8 protein-coding genes are annotated in these 5,740 nt (G+C 43.8%); 6 read left to right on the top strand and 2 right to left on the bottom strand.

From position 1 onward, the window contains the following. From QUB13_RS15195 to QUB13_RS15220, 6 genes are all read left to right on the top strand, one after another. A partial coding sequence (locus tag QUB13_RS15195; protein ID WP_333382134.1) for a hypothetical protein occupies window positions 1-265 on the top strand: 265 nt, incomplete at its 5' end. A gap of 124 nt (window positions 266-389) precedes the next feature. Then, the gene (locus QUB13_RS15200) at window positions 390-923 is read left to right on the top strand and encodes a Uma2 family endonuclease (RefSeq protein ID WP_442922170.1); all 534 of its coding nucleotides are present in this window, start codon (window positions 390-392) and stop codon (window positions 921-923) included. 272 nt (window positions 924-1,195) lie between these two features. Next, window positions 1,196-1,513 carry a 2Fe-2S iron-sulfur cluster-binding protein gene (locus QUB13_RS15205; protein WP_333087933.1) on the top strand — a complete coding sequence of 106 codons (318 nt, stop codon included), beginning with the start codon at window positions 1,196-1,198 and terminating at the stop codon, window positions 1,511-1,513. Between the two features lie 57 nt (window positions 1,514-1,570). Further along, entirely contained in the window at window positions 1,571-1,762 is a 192-nt protein-coding gene (locus tag QUB13_RS15210; protein WP_194009299.1) for a hypothetical protein, read from the top strand. Further along, the gene (locus tag QUB13_RS15215; RefSeq protein WP_333382139.1) at window positions 1,759-2,850 is read left to right on the top strand and encodes a DUF3326 domain-containing protein; all 1,092 of its coding nucleotides are present in this window, start codon (window positions 1,759-1,761) and stop codon (window positions 2,848-2,850) included. The genes QUB13_RS15210 and QUB13_RS15215 overlap by 4 nt, the downstream gene beginning before the upstream one ends. 22 nt (window positions 2,851-2,872) lie before the next feature. Beyond that, entirely contained in the window at window positions 2,873-3,466 is a 594-nt protein-coding gene (locus QUB13_RS15220) for a CPBP family intramembrane glutamic endopeptidase (protein ID WP_333382141.1), read from the top strand. A 346-nt stretch (window positions 3,467-3,812) separates the two neighbouring features. Here QUB13_RS15220 and QUB13_RS15225 read toward each other — a convergent pair whose 3' ends face one another. Together QUB13_RS15225 and QUB13_RS15230 are read right to left on the bottom strand one after the other, a co-directional pair. Beyond that, a complete protein-coding gene (locus QUB13_RS15225; protein WP_333382143.1) occupies window positions 3,813-4,847 on the bottom strand; it encodes a methyltransferase in 1,035 nt (344 codons plus the stop codon). A 225-nt stretch (window positions 4,848-5,072) separates the two neighbouring features. Beyond that, window positions 5,073-5,645, bottom strand: coding sequence for an REP-associated tyrosine transposase (locus QUB13_RS15230; RefSeq protein WP_333382145.1), 573 nt, complete (start codon window positions 5,643-5,645; stop codon window positions 5,073-5,075). Window positions 5,646-5,740 lie beyond the last annotated feature (95 nt).

Raw genomic sequence — 5,740 nt, forward strand, 5'->3', positions numbered from 1 at the left:
GGAATTGGGAATTGGGAATTGGGAATTGGGAATTGGGAATTGGGAATTGGGAATTGGGAATTGGGAATTGGGCATTGGGAATTGGGAATTGGGAATTGGGGAATTGGGGAATTGGGGAATTGGGAATTGGGCATTGGGCATTGGGGAATTGGGAATTGGGAATTGGGCATTGGGCATTGGGGAATTGGGAATTGGGAATTGGGCATTGGGCATTGGGCATTGGTTAGTTTCAATTACTAATTACCCATTTTTTATTACCAATTAACAAGTACCAATTAACAAGTGCCAATTAACAATTAACAATTAACAACTAATAACAATTAACAATTCCTAAAGATGTCTATAATACAATTAGTAAATTCTGCAATAAGGAGTAAATGGTTGTGGTAATGACACCCGTTTTATCAGAAAATGTTTCTCTAGAAGACTTTATAGCTAATCCCCCGGACGATATGGAATGGGTGGACGGGCAAATCGCGGAGAAAAATGGCATGACAGTAAAACACAGTAGAATCCAATCTAGACTAGATTATTCTTGGAGAAGTTATAAGATATCTAGCGGACAAGGTGGCGAAGTCTATACGGAAGTTCCTTGTCGCACTGACAGGCGAGTGCGTCGCCCAGATGTTGCTTATTTGACGGCTGAACTTGTTGCTGAATATGGCGATGTTCCTACTTTTCCTCAAAGTCCGCTGTTAATTGCGGAAATTGTTTCTCCTACTGATGTGGCGGAAGATGTTTTTCTGAAAGCACAAGAGTATTTAGATTCTGGTTGTTTGGAAGTTTGGATTGTTTTTCCTGAGAGTCGCTGGATAATGATTGTGATTCAATCTCAAAAGTTAGCTTTTAACTTGGGTTCTACAATCAGCACTCAGTTAGTTCTACCGGGTTTTAGTGTTGCTGTTGATGAGTTGTTGGGTTGATGGCAAATATTGGTTAATTAGTTATATTTAACTGCTTTTTGGCAGAGTTCGCCCGTGCTGTTTGCGATTGTTTGTGAAAAAATGCTTGACAAAATGCCGGAGCTTGCGGGGCGGGACGCGATCGCCCATTCAGCCAAATTAATGAAAATTATTAGCAATAAACAATGTAGTTGTAAACTTGCACAGAATCACCAACAGCGGTAAAATACTGATTGATTTGTTTGTAAATCTACCCTAGATTCCAATTGGGAATTAAAACCAATAATCGAAATATGTCTCAAACTTACACCGTTGAATTACTTCACCAAGGCAGCACCTATACCGTAGAAGTACCGGAAGATCAACCAATTTTGCAAACTGCGCTCGCCGCGGGGATTGATTTGCCGAACTCTTGCAATTCGGGGGTTTGTACTACTTGCGCTGCTAAAGTTATTGAGGGTCAACTTAAGCAAGTTGATTGCATGGGCGTTAGTCCCGAACTTCAGACCGAAGGTTATGTGTTACTGTGCGTTTCTTTTCCCCGATCGAACTTGAAGATAGAAACAGAAAAAGAAGATATTGTGTACGCTCGGCAGTTTGGCCAATCCTAGAAATAAACTAAAATTGACATAAATATCGATCGCGGTAAACCTATTATGGATCGCCCTATGACCACCCATTTCATTTCCGCAGAAGTTGACCTCCACGATACCGCCGAAGAACTGCACTCGGCGATTGAAATTGAACTGCAAAAGCACGGCGAACCGCTGCGCTGGGCTGTCACAGATGTGGATGTCGATCGGCAAAAAGCTGTGATAGAAGGCTACGTGCTCGTGGAATCATCCCCCGTAGCAGCGTGAACTCCCCCCCTTTAACAGTGGTTTTGATAGTCCCCACAGGCGTTGGAGCCTCGATTGGTGGCTTTGCAGGAGATGCGCTGCCGGTGGCTAGGGCGATCGCCCAAGTTTCAGATACGCTGATTACTCACCCCAACGTCCTCAACGGCGCTCAACTGTATTGGCCGATACCTAACGCTCTCTACGTGGAAGGTTACGCCCTTGACAAGTTTGCAGCAGGATGCTGGGGTTTGCAACCAGTACATCAAAATCGCATCGGCTTAATCCTAGATTCCGCGATCGAACCAGAGTTGCAGTTGCGGCACTTGCAAGCCGTTGACGCTGCTAGGGCCACATTAGGTTTGAACGTAAGTGATTGTATTTTGACCGATCGCCCCCTGGAAGTAGAATTGCGTATTTCAGAATCAGGTGCATCCTGGGGGACAATCGGCAATCCCGACAGTTTATTGCGCGCCGCCGAAAAATTGATCCGACAAGCAAAAGTCGAGGCGATCGCCGTTGTGGCGAGATTTCCCGACGATGAAGGTAGCGTCGCCCTCGAAAACTACCGCCGCGGCAAAGGAGTTGACCCCCTCGCCGGCGCGGAAGCTGTCATCAGCCACCTGATCGTCAGAACTTTTAAAATTCCCTGCGCCCACGCCCCGGCGCTGTCTGCGCTTCCCCTCGATCCGCAGCTTTCCCCGCGATCGGCTGCTGAAGAAATCGGGTATACTTTTTTACCTTGCGTGCTTGCCGGCCTCAGCAAAGCTCCCCAATTTGTCGGGCCAGAAAGCGCTCTAGGGAGTCAATTATCGATTACTGCCGATCGAGTCGATGCGGTGGTCATACCCGCCACAGCGTGCGGCGGCAGTGCTATCCTGAGTTTGAGCGGGCGATCGTCGGTACAAATTATCGCTGTGGGCGACAACAAAACTCAGATGCAGGCGACTCCAGAAAAACTCGGAATCAAAGCTTTGCAGGTAAACTCATATTTAGAGGCGATCGGAGTCTTGGTCGCTTTACGAGCCGGCATCACTCCAACTTCCTTGGGTGCAGACATTTCCCCCCTGCATTGTTTGTCTGACTCAGCTCAACAAATCTCAAATCTGTAATCCATAATCTAAAATTGATTAAGTGGCAGAAAAACTTCCCGAAAATCCTGAAATTGAACCCTTAACGCGCACCCAAGTTTTAGTAGCAATGGGCGTGACAGCCATTATGTTGCTGGCGGTAGCTAAAGTGTGGTTGCTATTTGGATCGGTATCGCTTTTGCCAGTCAAATTGAACGTAATGGATTTGCTCGCAGGATGTGCGATCGGACTGGCAATTACAGGCGGTAGCGCGATCGTTTATCGCCTTTGGCCCGGTTATCGCCGGAGTGCTGACGTTTACTTAGAAGTAGTGCTCAAACCCCTATTTTGGCCGGATTTAATTTGGCTGGGACTGCTACCGGGACTGAGCGAAGAATTGTTATTTCGAGGCGTGATGCTTTCGGCCTTGGGAATGAATTTTACTGGTTTAATTTTATCAAGTTTTTGCTTCGGCATTCTGCACTTAGGAGGCACGGATCAATGGCCTTATGCTGTTTGGGCGACGGCGGTGGGATTGCTGTTAGGTTACAGTGTTTTAGTGACTGGGAATTTGTTAGTGCCAATTACGGCTCATATCTGTACAAATTTGATTTCTAGCTGTGTTTGGAAGTGGGAAAATAATGCCGTGAAGGGGTAGGATAGATGGATATCGACCATAAACCGGGCGATTGAAATCGCTAGCAAGGCGATCGCACAGTCAAAGTCCGATCGTTTTTTCGCTTGGCTGCAACATAATGGTGAGGTATTTGCCTGACAAATAGCAAGTTCGATGCTCTGTTTGGACTTGAAATTTGTTCAACTCCCGATAATAGCAATTATGAAAAATATTCCTACAGTCATGAGGTTGGGTTGCACTTCGTTCCACCCAACCTACTTTTGTAATTGTTGCAGAATTTTTCATAATTGCTATAAGAGGATGGAGATTAATTGAGCAATAGGAATCCTACACCAGAATAATCTCGGTGTTTTTAGACCTGGTAATGTCAAGCAGGTTTCGCCTCGATCACACTTACTGGCCCTTTTGTTTCTATCATATTAGTCACTTTAAACCCTGCGGAGGAAAGTAAATTATAAAATTCATCCTCTGTACGCATAAAAGTACCGCCTATCACAAACAAAGTTAGACTACCCATACCAATAAATGGCGACATTTTGCCTTCAGGCAACATAAAATCAACAATCAGCAGCCGATCTTTAGCTGTCATAGCTTGATAGCAGTTTTTAAGAATAGTAATAGCATGAGGATCATCCCAATTGAGGAGGACACGAGAGAGTAAATAAAGATCGCCACTAGGGGGAACCGCATCAAAAAAGCTGCCTCCAACTATTTGACACCTATCTGCAACTCCAGCCACCTCCAAAACCGGATTCGCATCAACCACAACATCTTCGCGATCGAACAAAATAGCTTGTAGCTTGGGATTCGCATTCAGAATCACAGTCGTTAGAGTTCCAATTCCCCCTCCAACATCCACAAGAGTCTTAACTTCTGAAAAATCATAAGCTTCAAGCACCGGAAGCAGCCACTCCCTTGTTGTCTCCTTCATCCACTCATTAAAATTTACTGTCGCATCAGAATTCTGCTTCAAATAGCTATAAAAATTAGTCTTAAAAGTATGTTCAAATGGAGTTTCTCCAGTCTTTATACCGTAGAGTAAATTCCCCCATCCCTGATATAGTTCATCACCCATTGCCAAAACCGTACCTCGTAAAGAATCAGAAGTACCAGTCAGGAGATGTTTTCCCAGAGAATTTAAGGAAAACTTTTCATTATCTTCCAGAGAAAACACACCAACACTTACTAGCATACGCATCAGGTGATAAATACCACGAGAATTTACACTGGTAGCTTTCGCAAGTTCATCAGCAGTCTTAGAACCATCATTCAGAATATCTGCAATTTCTAGTTTTGCCGCTACAAAAAGAGCCTGGGATATTTTAAACCCATACATCATTTCTAGTAGCAATGACGATGAGTTTTCGCCTTCGGGTTGTGCATTCTCTGTATATAAAGTCATGAATTGTCCTTTGACTGAAAGTTTCTAATTGTTACACTGCATAAGTTCTAGGTACGTAGTTGGGCTTTAGCCCTCTTAGGGCTGAACCGCAACTACTTACCTTTTAAGAGGGCTGAAGCCCAACTACTTACTTTTTAAGAGGGCTGAAGCCCAACTACTTACCTTTTAAGAGGGCTGAAGCCCAACTACTTACCTTTTAAGAGGGCTGAAGCCCAACTACTTACCTTAATCATCCCATCCTTTTCCATAATCTCTTACCGGATATTCTACCCATGCACTTCTTAGCCACTCTCTTCCATGATACTCTAAATACCAATGTACGCTACTCGCTGACCAATCATAAGGAGATGTTACCCAGCCATGTTTGACAGGATTGTAATGGATATAATTAATGGTTGTATAATAATGTCTTTCCGAACGAATAGCGCGATCGCTAAACGAATGCCACACTTTACCTGTAAGATTATCCTCAAGATTCCATTGTCGAGCTAACGGGCCGTGAATGGAACGAAAGAGTACACTTAATTGTGACATATTAATATGACGCACTAAGAGATGATAATGATTTGGTAAAACTACCCAAGCATTAATTTCTATACCATTTGAAATAAAAGTATCAAAAATTATATCTAAAAGTTGGTGACAGCCTTCCTGAGTATTAATGCGAGATTTATGCTCAAAACAACTAACTGTAAGATGGTAAAATTCAGAATCTTGCACTGGATGAGGTGGAGAATGAGCAGGATATCCTTTAGCCAACCTTTGATTGACAAGTTGCACCCGTTCTTCTAGTGTCAATTTCCGATATTCATACATAAAAGTAAGTAGTTGGGCTTTAGCCCTCTGTAAAAAGTAAGTAGTTGGGCTTTAGCCCTCTGTAAAAAGTAAGTAGT

Origin of the sequence: Microcoleus sp. B4-D4, from assembly GCF_036705185.1 — a bacterium.
Classification (GTDB): domain Bacteria; phylum Cyanobacteriota; class Cyanobacteriia; order Cyanobacteriales; family Microcoleaceae; genus Microcoleus.